This window comes from Rahnella sp. CG8 (assembly GCF_023701875.1).
Lineage (GTDB): Bacteria > Pseudomonadota > Gammaproteobacteria > Enterobacterales > Enterobacteriaceae > Rahnella > Rahnella aceris.
This window is the reverse complement of record NZ_JABAED010000011.1, coordinates 18,276-41,782: the sequence shown is the minus strand read 5'-3', so window position 1 is coordinate 41,782 and position 23,507 is coordinate 18,276. Positions and strand designations below refer to the sequence as shown.

Sequence of the window (23,507 nt, the reverse complement as noted above, 5' to 3'; positions counted from 1 at the left end):
CGATGCGACTGAATGTGAGAAATCTTCTGCTGCTGGTCACGCTGACCGGCGCTGTGTTCGCCACAAATGCCGAACAAATTACCCTGCGGGTCGCCGATCAGAAAGGCAACATGCGGGCACAGCTGGAAGCGGCAAATAAGCTGGATAAGCTGCCCTATAAAATTGAATGGTCAGAGTTTCCGGCTGCTGCGCCGCTGGCAGAAGCGCTGAATGCACAGGCGGTAGATGTGGGCATTATCGGTGATGCGCCGCTGTTATTTGCACAGGCCGCAGGTGCGCAGGTAAAAGCCATCGCCGTGGATAAGTCAGACGCCTACGGCACCGCGCTGCTGGTGAAACCGGACAGCCCGGTCAAAAGCGCCGCGGATCTGAAAGGCAAAAGTATCGCGACCAACCGCGGTTCCATCGGACATTTTGTCGCGCTGAAAGCCCTTGCCTCTGCCGGACTGAGCGCCAAAGACGTCACGTTCCGCTTCCTGCCGCCAAGCGATGCGAAGCTGGCACTGACGCAAGGTTCAGTGGATGTCTGGGCAACGTGGGAACCCTACACCGCCTTCGCTGAGACTCAGGATCATCTGCGTGTGGTCGTAAATGGCCGCGGCTTGTGGTCGGGTAACAGCTTCCTTGCCGCGACGGATACGGCGCTGAAAGATAAAGCTAAACGCGAGGCCATCGCTGACTATCTGCAGCGCCTGAGCGATGCACAGATATGGGCGTATAAAAATCTGGATGCGTACAGCGAAAAACTGGCGAAAATCATCGGCTTCCCGCTGGACGCTGCAAAGCTGGGGTTCGAGCGTCGTAAATCCTACTGGCAACCGATAGATGCCGCAACCGAGACGCAGCAACAGCAAACAGCGGATTTCTATCACGCGCAGGGATTATTGCCCGTCGCGCTGAATGTCAGCGGCACCTTTGATCATTCGTTCCTGCTGAAATAATCGCGAAGAAGCGTAACGCCCCCCTGTTACATCACTTCCCGAAAAATCGGGGAGTGATGGGTAGTCATACGCAGGTTAATTGACTACTCTGCTTAATCACTTCCTTTATCAATCTGACCTCTGATGTCTGGCAACCGGGGACCATTAAATGAGCGACTTTCCGGCTTTATCAATCGGCATGCTTTTGTTTCCGGAACTGACCCAATTAGATCTGACGGGGCCGTTTGAGGTCTTCGCCAGAGCCCCGGGGGCCAAAGTCCATCTTATCTGGAAAACGCCGGAACCCGTGACGTCTGACCGGGGCCTGCGTATTTTACCCACTCACACATTTGAAAATTGCCCTGAACTGGATGTCATCTGCATCCCCGGCGGGCCAGGCCAGATAAAACTGATGTCCGATGATGAGACGCTCACTTTTATCCGCCAGAAAAGTGAAAATGCCCGGCTGGTGACGTCAGTATGCACCGGTTCTCTTGTGCTTGGTGCAGCAGGCCTGTTGCAGGGGTACAAAGCCACTTCCCACTGGGCTTCGCTTGACCAGCTTGAATTATTGGGGGCCGAACCGGTTAATGAACGCGTCGTCAGGGATCGCAACCGGATCACCGGTGCGGGGGTAACGTCAGGCATAGACTTTGCCCTGAATGTCATTGCCGATATCTATGGCAACGACATAGCGCAAGGTATTCAGTTGCAAATGGAGTACGACCCTGAACCGCCCTTTTCGTCAGGTTCTCCCCGTGTGGCATCCGCGAAACACGTTGAACAGGCACAAAAACAGATGGCTTCCTTTATTGAGACAAGGCGCCTCGCGACAGCCGCAGCAGGGCTTAAACTACGCAAAGGCGAGTTTATTAATACACAGATAAGCTAAGTTTTCAGCGAGTTGAAGAAACTGTGAACTGTCGCCCTGCAAGAAAAGCCCGGACGTGGTTAATAGAAGATGTCGCCCGAAATCAGGCTTAGCTAACAGGATGCAGCATGGAAAATTACGCCAACAAAAGCGGTGATTCACAGGTTGTCAGCTTCCAGATTGATGCCAACTCGATCAAAATCCGCTTCAAGAACAATCACGTTTATCTCTACGATATCCGCCATCCTGGCCCCGAACATCTCGAAAAAATGAAGGAACTGGCGCGCGCCGGTTGGGGTTTAAATACCTACATTGAAAGCGAAGTGAAAACGGATTTTTCTTCGAAAGTGTTTTAGGCCGTTCGGGGCGTCCGTGAGCCGGTCGCCCCGCTGCTTTACCTGAATTACAGCTTGTTAACATTCCTCTGTGACAACGTCTCCAGACCCCGCTAGTTTAGGATTATTCAGTCACGGGCTGCCTGCATAAAACGGGCACGCCAGGGTTTCAGTACCCAGAGCGCCAGAATGGCGGTGACAAAATCCAGCGTGATGGCGCAGGTGAATACAATATTCCATCCGCCCGTGTGCTGATAAATCAGTGCCGCAAGCGGGCCGCCAAAAATGGAGCCTATGCCCTGCGACATATACAACCAGCCATAATTGGCAGTGGCATTCTGACTGCCAAAGGTGTCGGTCAGCGTTGACGGGAACAAGGAAAAAATTTCTCCCCAGCCAAAAAACACCACGCCGGACAGCAGAACAAACAACACAGCATTGTCGCGACACATCAGCCACAAAATCATCGCACAGCCTTCCAGCGCAAATGCGATAAACATCGTCTGCTCACGACCAAATTTATCCGAAATAAAACCGAACAGCGGGCGTGTCAGCCCGTTGGTAAAACGGTCAATGGTCAGTGCCAGCGGCAACGCGGCCATGCCAAACACCACCGCTTCCGTGATACCAAAATCATGGGCAAACACCGCCATTTGCGAGGTGACCATCAGCCCTGAAGTCGACATCATCGCCATCATGAAAAACATCAGCCAGAACAGAGGCTGTCTGAGCATTTGTTTCGGACGGTACTGTTTGCCTTCCGTCACCATGACCGGCACATCCTGACGCTCGCTGAGCGACGGCGGCAGCCGTAATCCCTGGCTGGCCAGAAAACCAATGACGGCGAAAATAACGCCAAAGATAATCAACGTACTTTCCAGCCCGCGACTGGTCAGGGACGTCGAAACAGGGAACGTGGTCAGAATCGCCCCCATTCCGTATCCGGCAGCCACCATTCCCGCCGCAAAGCCACGTTTATGCGGGAACCAGCGCACCATCAACCCGACGACACCGACATAAACAATGCCGGTACCTAGTCCGCCGATGCAGCCATAGACCAGATAAAGGCCGGTAATACTGCTGACTTGTGACGCCAGTACCCAACTGAACCCTGATAACAGCGTGCCGATTGAAATCAGTTTCCGCGGGCCAAAACGTTCAATCAGGCTGCCCTGAAAAGGAGAAAAGAAGGTTTGCAGAATTATCAGTAGCGAGAACGTAACCTGTAACTCTGCCAGCGGAACCCCCAGTTTAAGCGCGAGCGGTTTAGTCAGCAGAGTCCAGACATATTGCGGACTGGAAATCGCCGCCATGCAAATCAGCCCCAGAACTAACTGCCGCCACCGTGCGCTGGCCGCGATTGTCATGGGCATATTCAATGTTGTCATTCGTCGTCTCCCTTATTTCCTGTCAACGCCAGCCAAAGATTTTTAACATTGCTAGCAAGAAATAAGTTCTCAGCAACAAACATGCCACATTGATTCGATGGGATTTTCAGGTAATTACACCTGCCCTGTCCGACGGGGAGGAATAAAGATGTCGCCCCGGTGCCGCAGAATGTTCAACTGTGGTGCAGCAGGTGCAAAAAAAGAGCCTGCTTTTCGGGCAGGCTCTTTTTGCGTTTTGACCAGCGGAACAGACGTTAAATTTTCAGCTTCACATAATCAATCGCACGGCTGATGATCCCGCCTTCTGCGACATCTTCCAGTGCTACCAGCGGCACGGTTTTGATGACTTTGCCGTTATCTACGATATTAATACTGCCGAGCTCCTGACCTTTCTTCAGCGGCGCGTCAATCTGCGGACGGGTCAGCACGTACTGGGCTTTCAGTTTATCGGCATCGGCCTGCGGCACGCTGATAAAGACATCACTCAGTGAACCGACCTTCACCTGTGCATTAGCACCAAACCAGACATGTTCGCTGGAAACGGTCTGATCAGCTTTGAAAATCTGTTTACTGGTATATTCGCGGAAACCCCAGGTCAGCAGTTTGCGCGCCTGTTCTTCGCGGCCTTTTGAGCTTTTACCGCCCATCACGACGGCGATCAGACGACGGTCACCCTGCGTCGCAGAGGCAATAATGTTGAAACCGGCGCTTTCGGTATGACCTGTTTTCAGGCCATCAACCTGCAGGTTTTTATCCCACAACAGGCCGTTACGGTTTTGCTGAGTGATGTTATCATACGTCAGCGATTTTTCAGCATACATATGATATTCCTCAGGTTCCCCGCCGATAATGGCGCGGGAAAGTTTCGCCAGATCATAAGAGGTGGTGTATTGCCCCGGCGCGTCCAGGCCATGCACAGTCTCGAAATGGGTGTTGGTCAGCCCCATGCTCACCACGTACTGATTCATCATTCCTACGAATGAATCCTGGCTGCCCGCCACATAATCGGCCATGGCCACGCAGGCGTCATTACCGGAAGTAATGATGATGCCGCGGATCAGGTCACGCACGGTGACATGGTCACCTGGCTTTAGAAACATCAGTGAAGAACCGGCCAGACTTTTATTGCCAGCGACCCAGGCTTCCTGCGGTACCGTCACCACATCATCCATGGTGATTTTTTTATGATCTAACGCGCGGTCAATGACATAACCTGTCATCAGTTTGGTCAGGCTGGCCGGGTTACGGCGTTCATCCGGGTTGCCGGCGGCCAGCACATCACCGCTGGCATAATCCATCAGCACAAAAGAAGCGGCGTCAATGCTTGGCGGCACGACAGGGAAATCCAGTGGCGCGATAGCTTTCGCACTGCCTGCGGAGAACATCAATACACAAGATAAAACACTCATTACACTACGTTTCACTGAATCTTCCTTAAACACGCCATATTGCCGGGCTATTATTAAACTCGGCAATATATCAAAAACCTATGGGATAAAATCTGCGGCATAGGTTGCACTAAAACCCCCTGCAGAAAAACCCTTAGTCTTTTGCTAACCATTTCATAGTGAAACGGTTCTGTTACAACTTGCGTTAATTTCCACCAACACCTGCCACTGAGCCTGCAATCAGGTTTTATTATCACAACCCGCTGTTTTCAACAGGGATGAAATACGGTGATGCGCCCCTTTCCTTGCGGGGAGTTTCCGTTATTCCCCGATATTTCCCTGCGATAGAGGATTCCTATCGCTCCATCACAGCATTCGATTAGACGTTCTTGTCACCCGCTCCTAAACTTGTGACATAAAATTAACAATCCGGTTAACAACTCATCATCCGGTTTGTTCACAGACAAGACAAAAACCACCTGCGAAGCATAACTATGAAATTCAAAACTGATATCAAACCCTACCACGGCGCGGCCGGCGGCTGGGGTGCACTGGAATCCACCACCCGTTTCGTCTTCGACAGTAAGAAAGTCCTTTCTAACCTGCGTAACCTGATGCGTGTTAACAAAGGTCGCGGTTTTGACTGTCCGGGCTGTGCCTGGGGAGACGATAATCACAGCACATTCAGCTTCTGTGAAAACGGTGCGAAAGCCGTCAGCTGGGAAGCCACCCGCAAAGCCGTCGAACCTGAGTTCTTTGCTCAACACAGTGTGAGTAAGCTGCGTGCACAGAGCGATTATTTCCTGGAATATCAGGGGCGTCTTACCCATCCGATGCGTTACAACCGCACCACCGATCATTACGAGCCTATCAGCTGGGATGCCGCATTCTCACTGATCGCCAGCCATCTTAACGGGCTGGAAAGTCCCGATCAGGCAGATTTCTACACCTCCGGGCGTGCCAGTAACGAAGCCTCTTATCTGTATCAGGTGTTCGGCCGTATGTTCGGTACCAACAACTTCCCTGACTGTTCGAACATGTGTCACGAAGCCAGCGGTGTGGGCCTCAAACAAAGCATCGGCGTCGGTAAAGGCACTATCCGTCTGGATGATTTTGAGAAAGCAGACGCCATTTTTGTCTTCGGCCAGAACCCGGGCACCAACCACCCGCGTATGCTGCACAGTCTGCGTCATGCGTCTGACCGGGGGGCAAAAGTGGTCAGCTTTAATACCCTGCGTGAACGGGGTCTGGAACGTTTTGCCGATCCGCAAAAACCGCTGGAAGTGGTCACACCGAAAGCCGGTCGTATCAGCGCCGCCTATTATCAGCCAAACCTTGGCGGCGACATGGCGGCCGTGCGCGGTATCGTTAAAGCGTTATTGCAGACACACCGCGAACGTATTGCTTCCGGTCAGCCTTCCCTGTTCGATGAAGAATTTATCGCGGCAAACTGTGCTGGTGTCGATGAGTATCTGGCCGTGGTCGATGCCACCAGCTGGGAAAAAATTACTGAACAGTCAGGTCTGAGTGAACAGGACTTGCGCGAAGCGGCAAGCATTTATATGAACGCCGAACGGGTGATTTGTACCTGGGCGATGGGCGTGACGCAGCATAAACACTCTGTGCCGACCGTGCGTGAAATCACCAACCTGCAACTGTTGTTTGGTCAGCTTGGCAAACCTGGCGCCGGGTTGTGTCCGGTGCGCGGTCACAGCAACGTGCAGGGTAACCGCACCATGGGTATCGATGAGAAAGCGCCAAAAGCGTTGCTCGATGCGATGGAAAGCCACTTCAAATTCACACCACCGCGTGTCCCGGGTCACAACACCGTAGAAGCGCTGGAAGCCATGCTGCGTAAAGAAGCCAAAGTCCTGATCTGCCTTGGCGGTAATCTGGCGGCGGCGGCACCGGATACTCCGCGTACAGAACAGGCGCTAAGCAATCTGGATTTGTCCGTTCAGATCAGCACCAAACTGAACCGTACGCACCTGACGCCGGGTGCAGAAGCGCTGATCCTGCCAACGCTGGGCCGTACCGAACTGGATATGCAGGCGACCGGTTCGCAGTTCATCACCGTTGAAGACTCATTCAGCATGGTACATGCCTCCGAAGGCGTAGGCATTCCGTTATCCAAAGAACAGCGTTCTGAAACCGCGATTGTCTGCGGTATCGCTAATGCCGTTCTGGGTGATAAATACCTCGACTGGATGGCGCTGGCTGACGATTACAATCTTATCCGCGAGCATATTGAAGCCACCATTCCGGGCTTCCGGGATTTCAATGCGCGCTGCGATATCAAAGGCGGTTTCTATCTCGGTAATGCGGCAGCAGAGCTGAAATTCAACACCCTGAGTGGCAAGGCCAATTTCAGTGCATCACCGTTGCCTGAAGTGCTGATCCCGATGGGCGACCAGAATGCGCCGTTCACCCTGCAAACGTTACGCTCTCACGACCAGTACAACACCACCATTTATGGCCTCGATGACCGTTACCGTGGTGTTTACGGCCAGCGTGAAGTGTTGTTCATTCACCCGCAGGATCTGGTGGACTTGGGCCTGAAAGACGGTGAACTGGTGGAAATCGAAACGCTGTGGAACGACGGCATTGAGCGCAAAGTGACCGGTTTTAAACTGGTCAGCTACGATATTCCACGCGGTAACCTGGCGGCTTATTATCCGGAAACCAACCCGCTGGTGCCGATGTCCAGTTTTGGTGACCAGACCCACACCCCGACCTCCAAAGCCGTACCGGTGACTATCCGTCGCTGCGAACAAAAAGTGGACCTGCAACGTATCGCATAAGTCGTACTTGCGCGACATCGCGCAAATCTCCCCTTTCGCTTCAGGGTTATGAGGCGAAAGGGGCAGATGCCGCTTGCCCGAAGGGGTCAGATCGCGTAAAACTGTCTGCCGCTAATCGAGCCACATTAACCCCCAATTCTCTGGACGATATGTTTCAAGATAACCCGCTGCTCGCGCAGCTAAAACAGCAACTTCACTCTCAGACTCCGCGTGTCGAAGGCATCGTAAAAGGCACTGAGAAAGGCTTTGGCTTTCTTGAAGTAGACGGTCAAAAAAGCTATTTCATTCCGCCTCCGTACATGAAAAAAGTCATGCACGGGGATCGCGTTATCGCTTCCCTGCAAACCGAAAAAGAGCGTGAAGTCGTCCAGCCGGAAACATTGGTTGAACCTTTTCTCAGCCGTTTTGTTGGCCGCGTAACGAAGAAAGACGACCGTCTTTCTATCATTCCGGATCATCCTTTATTACGTGATGCTATTCAGTGCCGCGTTGCCCGCAGCATCAATCATGAAGTGAATGACGGCGACTGGTGTGTGGCTGAAATGCGCCGTCACCCGCTGAAAGAAGGCGACCACAGCTTCCAGGCTGAAATCACCGAATGGATCACCACCGGCGCCGACGATCTTGCGCCGTGGTGGGTCACGCTGGCACGTCATAACCTTGAACGTGAAGCGCCGAAATCTGACATTGCCGAGCTACGCGATGAAGGCCTGACCCGCGAAGACCTGACCGCCCTGCCATTTGTCACTATCGACAGCGGCAGTACGCAGGACATGGATGACGCGCTGTATGTGAAAGACAACAGCGACGGCACCCTGCAAATGACTGTCGCAATTGCTGACCCGACGGCTTACGTCAGCGAAGGCAGCGAGCTGGACAACATTGCGAAAAAACGCGCATTCACCAACTATCTGCCGGGCTTCAACATCCCGATGCTACCGCGTGAATTGTCCGATGATATCTGTTCCCTGTGGCCGGACGTCAGCCGTCCGGTTCTGGCGTGTTCTGTCACAGTCGGCGCAGATGGCACACTGGGCAGCGACATTCGTTTCTTCGCGGCGACTATCGAGTCGAAAGCCAAACTGGCTTATGACGACGTGTCTGACTGGCTGGAAGCGGATGAGAAAAGCGAATGGCAACCGGCCAGTGAGGTGATCGCCTCACAGATCCGCCTGCTCAAACGCGTCTGCGACGTGCGCAGCGCATGGCGTACCGAACATGCACTGGTATTTAAAGACCGTCCTGATTACCGCTTCGTGCTGGGTGAGAAAGGTAACGTGCTGGAAATCATCGCCGAGCATCGCCGCATTGCTAACCGCATCGTTGAAGAATCGATGATTGCCGCCAACGTCTGTGCCGCTATCGCCCTGCGCGACAGCCTCGGTTTCGGCGTTTATAACGTGCATACCGGTTTTGATCCTCTGCTGGTGGAAAACGCGGTCACCGTGCTGCAGGCGAATGACGTTGAAGCCAACGCTGAAGAACTGCTGACCCTGCCGGGCTTCTGCGCTCTGCGCCGTAAGCTTGATGCATTGCCAACCCAGTTCCTCGACAGTCGCATCCGTCGTTTCCAGACCTTTGCAGAAATCAGCACCACTCCGGGGCCGCACTTCGGCCTGGGGCTGGAAGCTTATGCGACCTGGACATCACCTATCCGTAAATACGGCGACATGGTGAACCACCGTTTGCTGAAAGCGATGATCCTGCAACAGTCTGCTGAAAAACCTCAGGACGACATGACCATTCAACTGGCAGAACGCCGTCGTGCCAACCGCATGGCCGAGCGCGATGTCGGTGACTGGTTGTATGCCCGTTACCTGGAAGATAAAGTCGGCACTGACGTTAAATTCAGTGCTGAAATTATCGATGTCACCCGCGGCGGCCTGCGCATACGTCTGCAAGATATCGGTGCCGTGGCGTTCATCCCTGCTCCGTTCCTGCACAGCGTGCGCGACGAACTGGTGTGCAGCGCCGATACCGGTACTGTCCTGATCAAAGGCGAAGTGGCCTACCGCCAGAGCGACATCATTGAGGTGAACATTGCTGAAGTTCGCATGGAAAACCGCAATGTGATCGCCAAACCGGCAGTCTAGGTTTCGCTTTTAGCGAAGATAAAAAACCGGTCTCATGACCGGTTTTTTTATATGTAAAATTTACCTAGCTCCGTTAGCTCCCTCCCAGCCTCCTCCTTCGCAGGGGGAGGAGCGAAAAGCTTGCCCCTCAGATCTGATAGTCAATCACCGGCTCCCCGCCCGTTGCAAATACCTTCTCTTTGATCTCATTCACAGAAAGCCCCGGATTACACAATTCGATAAACCGCCATACGTAGTTTCTCTGCAATTGCGCTTTCTTCAGTCCCAGCCAGACCGTATTGGCTTCAAATAAATGCTCCGCATTGATCAACTGCAGGCCGGTATCACGGGCGGCTTCAAATGCCTTATCTGCCAGGATGCCCACGCCCAATCCCAGCTCGACGTAGGTTTTAATCACATCAGAATCCTGTGCACTCAGCACGATATCGGCGGTCAGCGCGGCACGGCTGAAAGCTTCATCGAGACGGGAACGGCCAGTGATACCCTGACGATAGGTGATCAGCGGTTGTTCGCTCAGATGTTGTAACGTCAGCGGGTGTTGCAACGTCAGCGGATGCCCTTGCGGTACGACAATTGCGTGATGCCAGCGGTAATACGGAAACGCGGCGACTGACGGGTCATTCATCAGCTTTTCGCTGGCGATGGCGACATCCGCCTGCCCGCTCAGCAGCATTGTCAGCACTTCCTGTGGCGAACCCTGATGCAACTCGAGGCGTACCCCCGGATAAATCGCACGGAAAGCTTTGATGACTTTAGGCAAACTGTAACGCGCCTGAGTGTGAGTGGTGGCGATGGTCAGCACGCCCGCATCTTCTTTAGAGAAAACATCCGCAAGACGGCGGATATTCTGCGCCTCATTGAGAATTCTCTCGGCCACTGCCAGCAACTCTTTACCCGGCTCAGTCAGCCCCAGTAAGCGCTTTCCACGACGGATAAATATCTCAACGCCCAGCTCATCTTCCAGCTCGCGGATATGACGGCTGACACCTGACTGCGACGTGAACAGCATGTTCGATACTTCGGTCAGGTTGTAATTGCATCGCGCTGATTCCCGTATAATTTTGAGTTGTTGAAAGTTCACCGCTGTCTGCCTCTTTGCTTGCCGAAAACCCTATTGTTACGATCTGTTGCTATGCCAGACAAATAAGAAAAAGCGGTTACTTATGCTTTTTACGACTATAGAAATCAGGTGTCTGTTTTTTGGCTGCCATAAAAAAACGCCGGCAAGCAGCGTTTTTAAAGCATTCTCAGCAAAACGGTAACAATCAGCGGCTTACTCTGGCACCGGCGTCAAGACCGGTTTGCCGCCAAAATGCGCCTCAAGATTTGATAACACCAGGGTCAGCATATTTTCTACTGATTCCGGCGAACGCCCCGCGACGTGCGGCGTGATCACCAGATTATCCAGCGTGAGCATTTCCGCCGGCACCTGCGGCTCGCCGTCCACCACATCCAGTGCGGCACCGGCGATTTCGTTATTGTGCAGGCTGGCAATCAGCGCGGCACTGTCCACCACACTTCCCCGCGCAATATTAATCAAAAACCCTTCCGGCCCCAGCGCGCGCAGAATATTGCCATCCACCAGCCTGGCGGTATTTTTGCCGCCCGGCGTCGCCACCACGAGATAATCAGCCCACTCAGCCAGCTCAGTGATGGTGAGGAAATAACGGTACGGGCTGTCTTCCAGCGAACGCCGGTTGTGATACCCGATCGCCATATCAAATCCGCCCGCCGCGCGGCGGGCAATCAATGCACCGATATTTCCCAGCCCGATAATTCCCAGACGTTTACCCGCCATTCCCGGCGTATTCCAGCGCGTTTTTTTCCATTCTCCCGTACGTACAGCGGCATCAAACTGCGGGATTTTCCGCGTGACCGCCAGCATCAGCGCCAGTGTATGGTCAGCGACAGAAGCGTTATTGGTGCCGGGGCCATTCGTGACGTGAATACCGCGCTGTTTTGCAGCCGCGACATCAATATGTTCAAACCCTACACCCTGTGCACAAATGATTTCCAGCGCCGGTAACGCGTCCATTTCAGTTGCACTTAGTCCGATGCTGCCAATGGTTAATACCGCACGGATTTGCTGAGCAATCTGCGGATCAAGGTTCGCACGTTGTTCAGGCGTCGTCGCAAAAAAGAGAGTAAAACCGGCCACTTCGAACCGGTCAGGATAGCCAGCATCAAGTTCAACATGGCTGAGCAACGCGATGGTCATGGAGATTCCTCTGGATAAAGTCAGACAATAACTAGCAGGCTAGCTTTTTCGCTTTCACTATCGACGAAGCCCTTCCTCTTGTACAGCTTTTCGGCGGTTTACGGGAGAAGTTACGAAGTCCGGTCTACACTCGTTGTTATCGTCTGCGTGAACGCAGACGGCCCTTTTCGGCAATTTTTGTCAGATTTCCCTGAAACGGAGTGACGTCAAGTATGGCAAAGGCCCGATCCAGCAAGATAAGTAAACCTGCCGTAACAACGGAAGCAATCCGCACCCTTCCGGCGCATTTACAGGTTGATATTGCAGTAGATGAGTTTGGCGTACGTATTATCGAGCCTTACAGCGACGGTGAAATTGTGCGCAGTTTCGATTCCGGACACACCACACGGGTACGCGAAGGACTGCCGGTGCCTCTGGGGGCGACCTGGGACGGGCTGGGCGTAAATTTCGCACTGTTTTCAGCCAACGCCACCAAGGTAGAACTGTGTCTTTTTAACGAAAACGGCGAGCAATATGATGTGATCGAACTGCCGGAATATACCGATGAAGTCTGGCATGGTTATCTGCCGGATGCCCGTCCTGGCCTGCTGTATGCCTATCGCGTGCATGGTCCCTATGCGCCGCACGATGGTCACCGGTTTAATCCCGCCAAGTTACTGCTCGACCCTTACGCCAAGCAGATTGTCGGCGAACTGAAATGGGACGATGCTCTGTTTGCCTATGACCTGCAAAGCCCAAAGAAAGATTTGCACATCGATAACAGTGACAGCGCACCGTTTTTGCCTAAATGCCGGGTGATTGATCCGGCATTCTCGTGGGCCCGTTCACGTAAAAGACATATCCCCTGGGAAAAAACCCTGATTTATGAGACGCATGTACGCGGCTATACCATGCGCCATCCGGCAGTACCTGAGCATTTGCGCGGCACGTTTTCCGGCATGAGCACGCCGCATATCGTGGACTATATCCGTTCTCTCGGGGTCACGTCTGTCGAGCTGATGCCGGTCCACGCCTTCACCGATGACCGGCACTTGCAGGACAAAGGTCTGCATAATTTCTGGGGCTACAACACGCTGAGTTTCTTTGCGCCGCATCCGCAATATATGGCAACGCATACCGTCAACGAATTCAAACAAATGATCGCCACCCTGCACGCTGCGGGTATTGAGGTCATTCTGGATGTCGTTTACAACCATACCGCTGAAGGTAACGAGCTGGGTCCGACGCTGTCTTTTAAAGGTATCGATAACGCCAGCTATTACCGGCTGATGCCGGACAATAAGCGTTATTACATTAACGATACCGGTACCGGTAATACGCTCAATCTCAGTCATCCGCGCGTATTACAGATGGTCACAGACTCGCTGCGATACTGGGCAACCGAGATGCAGGTCGATGGTTTCCGCTTTGATCTGGCGACGATCCTCGGACGTGAAAGCTATGGCTTTGATGAGGGCTGCGGTTTTCTCGACACCTGCCGTCAGGATCCGATCCTCAGTCAGTGCAAACTGATCGCCGAACCCTGGGATTGCGGTCCCGGCGGCTATCAGGTGGGCGGCTTCCCGCCGGGCTGGATGGAATGGAACGACCGGTTCCGCGACACGGTGCGCAAATTCTGGCGTGGCGACGAGGGCCAACTGGCGCAGTTTGTCACACGGCTTTCCGGTTCAGCAGATCTGTTTAATCACCGGGGCCGCAAGCCTTATGCTTCCGTGAATTTTATTACTGCCCATGATGGTTTCACGCTCAATGACTGGGTGTCGTATGCCAGTAAACACAACGAAGCGAACGGCGAAGACGGCAAGGATGGCAGCGATAACAATATTTCGGCCAACTATGGTGTGGAAGGCCCGACTGACGATCCGGCCATCAATGAACTGCGGTTGCGGCAAATGCGTAATATGCTGGCGACGTTACTGCTTTCTCAGGGAACGCCGATGCTGCTTGCGGGTGATGAATTTGGCCGCTCGCAAAACGGCAATAATAACGCCTATTGTCAGGACACAGAGATTGCCTGGGTGAACTGGGATATTGGAGACAAAGGTCAGTCGTTGTTGCTATTCACCTACCGGCTCATTGCCCTGCGTAAGCGCTTCCCGATATTGCATCGCGGACGTTTCCTGACGGGCGCATTGCATGAAAAACTGGGAGTGAAAGATGTCAGTTGGTTCCAGCCACAGGGGCCGGAAATGACGGATGCGGCATGGAAAGATCCGCATGCCAAATGCATTGCGATGCTGCTTGACGGGCGCGCCCAGCCCACCGGTCTGGTTCGCCAGGGCTCACTAAGCACCGTGTTGCTGCTGTTCAACGCGTCACACGAAGACGTGGTGTTCACCTTGCCTTCGGTGGCGCACGGTGAAAGCTGGCGACATATTTTCGATACCTTCCAGCCGGACGACATCAACGAGCACAACTTTGAGTTTGGCCGCGAGTACGTCTGCACCTCCCGCACTGTCGTGTTGTTCGAGCTGATCAGCACCGCGAAACACTAAGACTTTGGCGCTGCTTCAGACAAGGAGGATCTGAAGCAGCGAAAACCTACTCCGGATCTTTCAGATAGGCTTTGAATTGTGGAGACATGTAGCTTTTAAACGTGTCGCCTTCTCTGGTGATGAGATACACCGCCAGATGCTGTTGCTCAGCCAGCGCCAGCGCTTTCTTCGTGCCAAGTACCATCAGGCCGGTATCCCAGCCATCCGCTTCCAGTGCGGTCGGTGCAATCACCGTGGCTGACACCAGCTTGTGCGTGATCGGCGAACCGGTCGCCGGATCAATGATGTGTGAAAGGCGTTTGCCGTTCAGTTCGTAATAATTACGATAACTGCCGGATGTGCTGATCCCCATGCCCTGCAAATCAACAATCGCCTGCACCGCAGTTTCTTTGTCTGTCGGTTTCTGAACTGCCACCTGCCAGGGTTTATCCTGCGCGTTATGCCCGCGGGAAACCACCGCTCCGCCGACAGACACCAGATAATTGCTGATGCCGTTGCCTTCTATTAAACGTGCCAGATGATCGGTAGCGTAGCCTTCGCCCACGGTCGAGAGATCGACATACATCCCGGGTAAATCTTTTTGCAGGTACTGCCCGTCATTTTGCTGGATCACTTTAAGATGCTGTAAACCCGTGCGGGCGCGGGCGGCATCGATTTGCTCCGTTGTCGGGATTTTTACCGGCTGTTTGTCCGGCCCGAATCCCCACAGATTCACCAGCGGGCCGACAGTAATATCCATCGCGCCACCGGTCAGCCTGCCAATCCGGATGGAGGTAACAATCGCATCGGCCATTCCTTCACTGATCGGCTGCGACACGTTGCCCTGATACTGATTAAAACGTGACAGTACGGAGTCATCTTTGTAAGTCGACAGCTGATGATCGTCTTCTTTAAGCTGCGCTTCAATTTGTTCGCGCAGCGCCGGTTCCCGGTTTTTATCCACTCCTGCCAGACTGACACGATAAAACGTGCCCATAGTTTTGCCCTCAATCACCAGCGGCTCAGGAATATGACGATCACAGGCAGATAAAAGGCTGACGCCGCACAACACAAGTGTACAGCGCAGATAAACCGGTATTGAGAACATGGAAATAACTCGATTAAGTGCCCGTCTCCGGGCATGAAAAGTATCAGGACAGTAAGGGGTGATGCTTAAACCACGCTGCAACGGACGCACCGTTGAACCATAGCGCAATAAAAATTACCGGCTGCGCTTGGCGTGGCGCTCCCAGTTTTCCTGTTTTGCCTGCGCGGTTTTCTTTAGTGCGACATAACAGGCTCCTGCACCGCCATCTTTCTGAACAGCGACGCAAAACGCTTGCACGTCATCCAGTTGCTGCAGCCATTTGGCAATATAACTGCGCACAATATTCGCATGACTTTCGTCTTCGCGGCCACGCCCATGAATAATCAGCAAGGTGCGTAAATTTTCAGCCTGTGCCTGACAGAAAAAGGCAAACAGTTCCTGACGGCACTGCTCAACAGGTTTGCGCAACAGGTTCAGGCTGGCTTCCAGCGGGTATTTCCCCTGCCGGAGTTTATCCAGCACTCCCTGCTGTACGCCATCGTGTTTGTATTCGAGAGGGTCATCGCATGGCTGAATATTCAGAAAGCCGGTAGTCAGCGGATTCTCACGTATTTCCGACTCAGGGTCTGCACTCACCTTGTGCCCCGCAACTGAGTTTTTGAGGTAGACCACCCGTTTATCCGACGCCAGTGGCTGTACACCTGCCATCTCCTGACTGAATAAATCATCATCTTCGCTCATCTGCTTACCTCTTTTTCAGCGGGGGGACTGCACCAAATTATCGCCATAAACCCGCTGCGGGTAAAGTCACACGCCTGCGGAACTGCGTCGGTAAAAATTCCGGAAATGCCCTGCCCGCCGTTAAAACTCATTTTTATATCTATACTTAGCTGCTGGGGAAGAAGTAAACCAGTGAGCTTGTGCTTGCGTTCCCCGGCACAATTGAGGAGAAAAAATGCCTTACCTTGATGATCCCTTGATTATTTTCACTGACCTTGATGGCTCACTGCTCGACCATCATGATTACAGTTGGCAACCCGCGCAGCCCTGGCTGGATAAACTCTCGGTGGCACAGGTTCCGTTAATTTTAACCACCAGTAAAACCTCAGCCGAAGTGGCGGAACTGCAGGCTGATCTGAATCTGACACAGCAGCCTTTTATTGCAGAAAATGGCGCAATCATTCATCTGCCACCTGACTGGCGGGATGAGGACGCCGCGCCGTTTCACCTTTCCGGCGCGAGTTATCGCGAGATCCGCCAGGTTTTAGTGGAACTACGCCAGCGTTATGATTTTGAGTTTCGCGGCTTTGGTGATGTTACGGCGAAACAGGTCGCAGTCTGGACCGGACTGGCGGTCAAGGACGCGGCACTGGCGATGCAACGTGACGCTTCTGAACCGCTGATCTGGTTCGGTAATGATCTGGATTTCGCGCACCTGAAAAAATGTCTCACGCGCGAAGGCCTGTCACTGACACGCGGCGGGCGTTTCTGGCACGTAATGGGGGCCGGTGCCGGTAAAGGTCAGGCGGTGCAATGGGTAACGGCGCGCTATCAGCAAAAACGCGGTCATCCGGTGTTAAGCATAGGTCTGGGAGATGGCCCTAATGATTTATCCATGCTGGAAGCGGTGAATTACGCCGTGGTGATCAAAGGCCATCATGAGCATGAAATGCCGCTACAGCGAGACGATGTGACACAGGTTTTTCGCACCGATGAATTTGGCCCGCGCGGCTGGAGTCAGGGGCTGAATCATTTTATTACCCTTCTCTGAAGGAAAAATGGAAAAGGTAAAATACTTTATTAACAGTTGGTTTCCACATTGTTTATCGTTCTGTGTTTGCAGAGAAGACTTCCAATAATTTTATCTATTCTAAAATTGGAGAATACCGTATGAGCGATTTTTATCAGGATGGTGTCATTACTAATTTTCATAATCTGACGAACCGTAAAGTCGAAGAACTGGAATACGATCTGCAGGTGTTCTCCGGCCGCCGTTCAATGGGATTAATATTACCGTCGTTATTTTCAGAACTGGAAGGTCCGGCGCTGACGCGCATTGTCGACGAGCTGACGAAAGTCCCGTATCTGGAAGAAATCGTTATTGGTTTAGATCGCGCTGACCGTGATCAATTTTTATTTGCCCGCGAATTTTTCTCCCGCCTGCCGCAGCGTCACCGCATTTTATGGAATGACGGTCCGCGCCTGACTGCACTGGATGAGGAGCTTAAGAAAGAAAACCTTTCCCCGAATGAACCGGGCAAAGGCCGCAATGTGTGGTTTTGTGTCGGCTATACGCTGGCCTCGCGCCGCACCTCAGTGGTCGGGCTGCATGATTGTGACATTGTCACGTACAGTCGCGAGATGCTGGCTCGCCTGATGTATCCGGTGGCAAATCCCAACTTCCATTACGATTTCTGCAAAGGTTATTACGCCCGTGTGGCAGACGGGAAATTCAATGGCCGCGTCGGTCGCCTGCTGGTTTTCCCGTTGCTGAAATCCCTGCAAATCGTTTACGGCCACTCTGATTTTCTTGAGTATCTGCGCACCTTCCGTTACCCGCTTTCAGGTGAATTTGCGATGCGCACGCATGTTCTGAACGATTTGCGCATTCCGAGTGACTGGGGGCTGGAAATTGGTGTGCTGTCAGAACTGCACCGTAATACGGCGACCAAGCGTATTTGTCAGGTGGATATTGCCGACAATTACGACCATAAACACCAGCCGATGTCAGAAGAGGATGCGTCTAATGGTTTACAGCGCATGAGTATTGATATCACCAAAGCGCTGTATCGTAAGATGGCTATTCTCGGCGTGAATATTACCAGTGAGTCTTTCCGTATTCTGAAAGCGACCTATTATCGTAATGCGCTGGACATGATCGACGGATTTGAAAATGACGCCAAAATGAACGGGTTAACTTTTGACCGTCACAGCGAGGAATCGGCGGTAGAATTATTCTCAGGCGCGATCATGGAAGCCGGTCAGGCTTTTGTGGATACGCCGAGCGAAAAGCCGTTCATTCCAAGCTGGAGCCGTGTGCAGTCCGCCTTCCCGGACATGCTGGACCGCATTCATGAAGCAGTCGAAAAAGATAATGAAGGCGATGTGTAACGCCTTTTAAAAGAATTACCGCAGAAAGTAAAAACGCTGCAATCGCAGCGTTTTTTTATGCATAAATTTCAGACTGGCGTTACGCGGCTTCTTTTTTCCCTGGGAAAAGTAAGCTGGCAATGATGCCTAACGCCAGAACACCCAGCACCACGTAAAGGCTGGCTAATGCGCTGATTTCAATCCCGTGATGCCACAGATGGTTACTGGAATTCAGTGCCAGTTTTGCCGCCACGAAGAACAGCAGGAAGATCACTGATTTCTCCAGATGCACCAGATATTTACGCAGAGCCTCGAGCACGAAATACATCGTACGTAAACCAAGCACGGCAAACATCATGGCGGAATAGACGATCAGAGGTTCACGGCTGACAGCGATGACGGCAGGTACGCTGTCAAACGCAAACATCAGGTCTGAAATTTCAACCACAGCAATGCACAGCAATAACGGCGTTGCATAACGTACGCCCTTCTTCACCGTAAAGCTGAAGCCCTGATTTTCCGGCTTCGCCAGTTCAGCTTCTACCTGCTCACTGCTGACCAGAAAATGTGGCCCCACCAGTTTCGGGAACACCGGGAAGAAACGACGTACCATACGGTTAGCAATATGATCGGAGTAATCATCATTTTCTTCATCATCGCTGGAGGCGCGCATCATCAGAATAGCGGTCCAGAGAATGACAACGGCAAACACCATTTCCACCCATGGCCCCAGCGCCAGCAGGCTGGTACCAATCACCACGAAAATCCCCCTGAAGACAATTGCGCCAATCACGCCCCAGTAAAGAATGCGGTGACGATAGCCATCCGGCACTTTAAACCAGGCAAAAATGGCCATAATCACAAACAGGTTATCAATGGAAAGCACCTGTTCCAGCGCATAACCGGTAAGGAAAAGACTGGCGACTTCTTTGCCGTGATGGATATATAAGAATCCGGCAAAACCAAGAGAAACAGCGATCCAGAATAGGGTCCAAAGGGAGGCACTTTTCAGGCTGATAGGCTTATGACTGCGGTGGGCAAAGATGTCAGTCAGCAGCGCCGCAACAGCTACAACGACAAAAACAAGCGTGGTTTCAAACGGAAAACCCAGAGAATCAGACTGCATTACACCTTTCCTAAAGTAAACGAAAGCTAAACGAATTCAGCCATTGTAAGCGGTTGTGAGGTGAATGGGTATCAAAGTCGATCCGGTACGGCGTTTTATGCCATAATCCGATGCGTCGTTTACGGCAAGAATTGCAAAAAACCTTGGTCAATAACGAACCAAAACGGATAATGAAATAGACGTTTTCTCTCCTAAATTGATTCAATCTACTTATTCTCTAAAATTTAAATATTCTTTTTACTGATAATTTGATCCAGCTTTGAATCTCATTGATTCTCAATTGGGCTTAATTCTCAGTGCAGATCAAAATAATGAGAAAAAAAACCCGTTAAAAAACGGGGTTTTTTAACATTTCGCCCTTTTAGCTACTTATAGCTACTTATCACTCGCTGCAAAAGATGTTAAAATTGACCCATATCAATATTGCCAGAGTGACTCTTATGATCCCGGAAAAGCGTATTATTCGACGTATCCAATCTGGTGGCTGTGCAATCCATTGTCAGGACTGTAGCATCAGCCAGCTTTGTATTCCTTTCACACTGAACGAACACGAGCTCGATCAGTTAGACAACATTATTGAAAGGAAAAAGCCGATCCAAAAAGGTCAGGCATTGTTTAAAGCCGGTGATGAACTGAAGTCTTTATATGCGATTCGCTCAGGCACCATCAAAAGTTACACCATCACTGAGCAAGGCGACGAGCAAATCACTGGCTTCCATCTTGCGGGCGATTTAGTGGGTTTTGATGCCATTGGAGGCTTACAGCATCCAAGTTTTGCGCAAGCGTTGGAAACGTCTATGGTTTGTGAAATTCCGTTTGAGACCCTCGACGATCTCTCCGGAAAAATGCCGAATCTGCGCCAGCAAATGATGCGCCTGATGAGCGGTGAGATAAAAGGCGACCAGGATATGATCCTGCTGTTGTCGAAGAAAAATGCTGAAGAACGACTGGCTGCATTTATCTACAACCTCTCCCGCCGCTTTGCGCAACGTGGTTTCTCTCAGCGCGAATTCCGCCTGACCATGACCCGTGGCGACATCGGTAATTACCTCGGCCTGACCGTGGAAACTATCAGCCGTTTACTCGGTCGTTTCCAGAAATCAGAAATGCTGAGCGTAAAAGGTAAATACATCACCATTGAGAATCATGAAATGCTTTCTCAATTAGCCGGTCAGTCTGCTCCGGTTTCTGCCTGATAAATATTGAGTCGGATCTGCAAAGAATAATTTGTTGATCCGACTCAATTTCTCCTCTGTCCGATTGCTTAATCTTGGTTTACTCTGTACTTAATACACTGACCGCCGTTCTTCTACAGGTGTTAAGGAGTCCCCATGGCTAAGTATCAGAATTTACTGGTTGCTATAGACCCCAATCAGGATGACCAACCCGCGCTACGTCGTGCCGTTTATCTGGTGCAACGTAATGGCGGCCGCATCAAAGCCTTCCTGTCGATTTATGACTTCTCCTATGAGATGACCACCATGCTGTCGCCCGACGAACGGACCAGTATGCGACAAAGTGTGATCAGCGAACGGGAAGAATGGATTAAAGAACAGTGCCGGTATTATGTCGAAGCGGGCATTCCCATTGATGTCAAAGTTGTCTGGCATAACAAACCTTTCGAAGCCATCATTCAGGAAGTCGTTTCGAATAATCACGACTTGTTGTTGAAAATGGCTCATCAGCATGACCGCCTTGAGTCTGTTATTTTCACTCCGACTGACTGGAACTTACTGCGTAAATGTCCGTGTCCGGTATGGATGGTAAAAGACCAGCCGTGGCCGGAAGGCGGCAAAGCGGTGGTTGCTGTCAACCTTTCCAGCGAAGAACCTTATCACGACCCGCTCAACATTAAACTGGTGAAAGAGACCATTGAGCTGGCGTCTCACGTTAATCAGACGGAAGTCCATCTGGTCGGCGCCTATCCGGTTACGCCAATCAATATTGCTATTGAACTGCCGGACTTCGACCCAAGCGTATATAACGACGCCATCCGCGGTCAGCATCTGATCGCGATGAAAGCGTTGCGACAGAAATTCCAGCTTGATGAAAAATATACGCACGTGGAAAAAGGCCTGCCGGAAGAAGTCATTCCTGACCTTGCAGAGCATTTGCAGGCAGGTGTGGTTGTTCTTGGTGCGATTGGCCGCACCGGCCTTTCTGCCGCATTTTTGGGGAATACTACCGAACAGGTGATCGACCATCTGAAATGCGATTTGCTGGCAATCAAACCCGATGATTTCGAATGCCCTATTACGTCAGATGACGACGAAGAAGATGAAGACGAGTAAAGTCTGATTCATACAAAAAATAAAGGCCAGTCAACTGACTGGCCTTTTGCATTACGGATTTCGATTGATTACAGCGCGCGCAGGATTTTCTCTACGCTTTCTTTAGCATCGCCAAACAGCATTTGGGTATTTTCTTTGAAGAACAGCGGGTTCTGCACACCGGCATAACCGGTATTCATTGAACGTTTAAACACAATCACGTTCTGCGCTTTCCACACTTCCAACACTGGCATACCGGCGATTGGGCTGCGCGGATCTTCCTGCGCGGCCGGGTTCACGGTGTCATTGGCACCAATAACCAGCACCACGTCGGTATCGCTGAAATCATCATTGATTTCATCCATTTCCAGCACGATGTCATACGGCACTTTTGCTTCGGCCAGCAAGACGTTCATGTGGCCCGGCAGACGCCCCGCAACAGGGTGAATACCGAAACGCACCTTGATGCCTTTCGCGCGCAATTTCGCCGTGATGTCATGCACCGGATACTGTGCCTGAGCAACTGCCATGCCATAGCCAGGAGTGATGATTACTGAGCTGGCATTTTTGAGCATATCAGCCACATCTTCCGCGCTGGCTTCGTGATATTCACCCATCTCTTCAGCATCACCGGTAGAAGAACCGTCAGTACCGAAACCGCCTGCAATCACACTAATGAACGAACGGTTCATGGCTTTACACATGATATAGGACAGAATTGCACCGGAAGACCCCACCAGCGCACCGGTGACGATCAGCAGGTCGTTGCTGAGCATGAAACCTGCCGCAGCTGCAGCCCAACCGGAATAGGAGTTCAGCATGGAAACCACAACCGGCATATCCGCGCCACCGATGGAGGACACCAGGTGCCAGCCAAACGCCAGTGCGATCAGGGTCATGATCAGTAATGCGAGAACCTGCAGTCCTACGCTTTCAGTGCGAACAAACATCACCATCAGCAGGAAGGAAATGACCAGTGCAGCCAGATTCAGTTTATGCCGGTGTGGCAATGCCAGCGGTTTGGAAGAGATGATCCCACGCAGTTTGCCGAACGCCACAATCGAACCGGTAAAGGTCACTGCGCCGATGAAGATACCGAGGAATACTTCGGTCAGATGGATATTTTCCATCACGCCTTCCATCGGCACAACACCGTGATCCAGATAGCTGTTAAAGCCCACCAGAACCGCCGCCAGACCCACGAAGCTGTGCAGAATCGCCACCAGCTCAGGCATTTCGGTCATTTCGACTTTACGCGCCAGATAAACACCGATCGCACCGCCAATCACCATAGCAACGATGATCCAGCCAACATTGCCGGAGTCAGGTCCAAGGATGGTCGCGATTAACGCGATCGCCATCCCGGTGACACCGAAAATGTTACCCTGCTTGGATGTTTCATGTTTTGACAACCCAGCCAGGCTGCAAATAAACAGAATTGCGGCAACAATATATGCTGCTGTTACTAAACCCCCAGACATATAT

The 23,507-nt window shown here is 52.0% G+C and carries 18 protein-coding genes; 10 read left to right on the top strand and 8 right to left on the bottom strand.

The annotated features are described in order from the left end of the window. Nucleotides 1–2: 2 nt before the first annotated feature. The 3 genes from HGO41_RS12240 (at nucleotide 3) to HGO41_RS12230 (ending at nucleotide 2,147) form a co-directional block, all read left to right on the top strand. Nucleotides 3–941, top strand: a complete 939-nt coding sequence (locus HGO41_RS12240) for an ABC transporter substrate-binding protein (RefSeq protein WP_013575549.1) — start codon at nucleotides 3–5, stop codon at nucleotides 939–941. A 148-nt stretch (nucleotides 942–1,089) separates the two neighbouring features. After that, entirely contained in the window at nucleotides 1,090–1,812 is a 723-nt protein-coding gene (locus HGO41_RS12235) for a DJ-1/PfpI family protein (RefSeq protein ID WP_013575550.1), read from the top strand. A gap of 107 nt (nucleotides 1,813–1,919) precedes the next feature. After that, nucleotides 1,920–2,147 carry a hypothetical protein gene (locus tag HGO41_RS12230; protein ID WP_013575551.1) on the top strand — a complete coding sequence of 76 codons (228 nt, stop codon included), beginning with the start codon at nucleotides 1,920–1,922 and terminating at the stop codon, nucleotides 2,145–2,147. A 107-nt stretch (nucleotides 2,148–2,254) separates the two neighbouring features. Here the strand turns inward: HGO41_RS12230 and oxlT are convergent, their stop codons facing one another. Continuing rightward, nucleotides 2,255–3,514 (bottom strand): oxalate/formate MFS antiporter, encoded by a 1,260-nt coding sequence (gene oxlT, locus HGO41_RS12225; RefSeq protein WP_013575552.1) that lies wholly within the window; start codon nucleotides 3,512–3,514, stop codon nucleotides 2,255–2,257. A 254-nt stretch (nucleotides 3,515–3,768) separates the two neighbouring features. Then, nucleotides 3,769–4,938, bottom strand: a complete 1,170-nt coding sequence (locus tag HGO41_RS12220; protein WP_037034044.1) for a serine hydrolase — start codon at nucleotides 4,936–4,938, stop codon at nucleotides 3,769–3,771. 458 nt (nucleotides 4,939–5,396) lie between these two features. On the opposite strand from HGO41_RS12220, the gene HGO41_RS12215 reads away from it, so the two are divergent. Together HGO41_RS12215 and HGO41_RS12210 are read left to right on the top strand one after the other, a co-directional pair. After that, nucleotides 5,397–7,703: an FdhF/YdeP family oxidoreductase gene (locus tag HGO41_RS12215; protein ID WP_250981065.1), complete on the top strand. Its 2,307-nt coding sequence runs from the start codon at nucleotides 5,397–5,399 to the stop codon at nucleotides 7,701–7,703. Nucleotides 7,704–7,852: 149 nt separating this feature from the next. Next, nucleotides 7,853–9,796, top strand: a complete 1,944-nt coding sequence (locus HGO41_RS12210) for an exoribonuclease II (protein ID WP_013575555.1) — start codon at nucleotides 7,853–7,855, stop codon at nucleotides 9,794–9,796. A gap of 127 nt (nucleotides 9,797–9,923) precedes the next feature. Here HGO41_RS12210 and cbl read toward each other — a convergent pair whose 3' ends face one another. Then, on the bottom strand, nucleotides 9,924–10,877 hold the full coding sequence (cbl, locus tag HGO41_RS12205) for an HTH-type transcriptional regulator Cbl (RefSeq protein WP_013575556.1): 954 nt from the start codon (nucleotides 10,875–10,877) through the stop codon (nucleotides 9,924–9,926). Between the two features lie 192 nt (nucleotides 10,878–11,069). Beyond that, entirely contained in the window at nucleotides 11,070–12,014 is a 945-nt protein-coding gene (locus HGO41_RS12200; RefSeq protein WP_166860327.1) for a 2-hydroxyacid dehydrogenase, read from the bottom strand. 212 nt (nucleotides 12,015–12,226) lie between these two features. Here HGO41_RS12200 and glgX point away from each other — a divergent pair, with 212 nt between their 5' ends. Further along, nucleotides 12,227–14,509, top strand: coding sequence for a glycogen debranching protein GlgX (glgX, locus tag HGO41_RS12195; RefSeq protein ID WP_013575558.1), 2,283 nt, complete (start codon nucleotides 12,227–12,229; stop codon nucleotides 14,507–14,509). Between the two features lie 46 nt (nucleotides 14,510–14,555). Here the strand turns inward: glgX and apbE are convergent, their stop codons facing one another. Then, on the bottom strand, nucleotides 14,556–15,596 hold the full coding sequence (gene apbE / locus HGO41_RS12190) for an FAD:protein FMN transferase ApbE (RefSeq protein WP_250981064.1): 1,041 nt from the start codon (nucleotides 15,594–15,596) through the stop codon (nucleotides 14,556–14,558). A 114-nt stretch (nucleotides 15,597–15,710) separates the two neighbouring features. Beyond that, complete coding sequence (gene smrA / locus HGO41_RS12185; protein ID WP_015689944.1) at nucleotides 15,711–16,277, bottom strand: DNA endonuclease SmrA; 567 nt, start codon at nucleotides 16,275–16,277, stop codon at nucleotides 15,711–15,713. A gap of 214 nt (nucleotides 16,278–16,491) precedes the next feature. Here smrA and HGO41_RS12180 point away from each other — a divergent pair, with 214 nt between their 5' ends. Together HGO41_RS12180 and HGO41_RS12175 are read left to right on the top strand one after the other, a co-directional pair. Beyond that, entirely contained in the window at nucleotides 16,492–17,307 is an 816-nt protein-coding gene (locus tag HGO41_RS12180; protein ID WP_250981063.1) for a mannosyl-3-phosphoglycerate phosphatase-related protein, read from the top strand. Between the two features lie 119 nt (nucleotides 17,308–17,426). Continuing rightward, entirely contained in the window at nucleotides 17,427–18,647 is a 1,221-nt protein-coding gene (locus tag HGO41_RS12175; protein WP_013575562.1) for a glycosyltransferase family protein, read from the top strand. A gap of 79 nt (nucleotides 18,648–18,726) precedes the next feature. Here the strand turns inward: HGO41_RS12175 and HGO41_RS12170 are convergent, their stop codons facing one another. Further along, nucleotides 18,727–19,752: a TerC/Alx family metal homeostasis membrane protein gene (locus HGO41_RS12170; protein WP_250981062.1), complete on the bottom strand. Its 1,026-nt coding sequence runs from the start codon at nucleotides 19,750–19,752 to the stop codon at nucleotides 18,727–18,729. 440 nt (nucleotides 19,753–20,192) lie between these two features. Here HGO41_RS12170 and fnr point away from each other — a divergent pair, with 440 nt between their 5' ends. Together fnr and uspE are read left to right on the top strand one after the other, a co-directional pair. Continuing rightward, the gene (gene fnr / locus HGO41_RS12165; protein WP_013575564.1) at nucleotides 20,193–20,948 is read left to right on the top strand and encodes a fumarate/nitrate reduction transcriptional regulator Fnr; all 756 of its coding nucleotides are present in this window, start codon (nucleotides 20,193–20,195) and stop codon (nucleotides 20,946–20,948) included. 135 nt (nucleotides 20,949–21,083) lie between these two features. Further along, nucleotides 21,084–22,043: a universal stress protein UspE gene (gene uspE, locus HGO41_RS12160; protein WP_013575565.1), complete on the top strand. Its 960-nt coding sequence runs from the start codon at nucleotides 21,084–21,086 to the stop codon at nucleotides 22,041–22,043. 68 nt (nucleotides 22,044–22,111) lie between these two features. On the opposite strand, the gene pntB is transcribed toward uspE, so the two are convergent. After that, on the bottom strand, nucleotides 22,112–23,503 hold the full coding sequence (pntB, locus tag HGO41_RS12155) for a Re/Si-specific NAD(P)(+) transhydrogenase subunit beta (RefSeq protein WP_013575566.1): 1,392 nt from the start codon (nucleotides 23,501–23,503) through the stop codon (nucleotides 22,112–22,114). Nucleotides 23,504–23,507: the final 4 nt, after the last annotated feature.